General features: G+C 71.5%; 1 protein-coding gene. It reads left to right on the forward strand.

From position 1 onward, the window contains the following. Positions 1–456, forward strand: a 456-nt coding sequence (gene nadA / locus AC5RWQ_RS30480; RefSeq protein ID WP_494286044.1) for a quinolinate synthase NadA, incomplete at both ends; no start/stop codon positions are given.

Raw genomic sequence — 456 nt, forward strand, 5'->3', positions numbered from 1 at the left:
CTCGCCGACGCCGGTGTCGCCGACACGACCGTCCCGGTGGCGTACATGAACTCCTCCGCGGACATCAAGGCGTTCACCGGCCGGCACGGCGGCACCATCTGCACCTCGTCCAACGCGCGGCGCGCGCTGGAGTGGGCGTTCGAGCAGGGCGGGAAGGTGCTCTTCCTGCCCGACCAGCACCTCGGCCGCAACACCGCGGTGCGCGACATGGGCCTGTCGCTCGACGACTGCGTGGTCTACAACCCGCACAAGCCCGGCGGCGGGCTGACCGCCGAACAGCTGCGGGCGGCGAAGATGATCCTGTGGCGCGGGCACTGCTCGGTGCACGGGCGCTTCTCGCTGGAGTCGGTGGAGGACGTGCGGGCCCGCATACCCGGGGTCAACGTCCTGGTGCACCCCGAGTGCCAGCACGAAGTCGTCACCGCCGCGGCCCACGTCGGCTCCACCGCGCACATC

The sequence above is a fragment of the Micromonospora sp. BS32 genome (genome assembly GCF_059089345.1).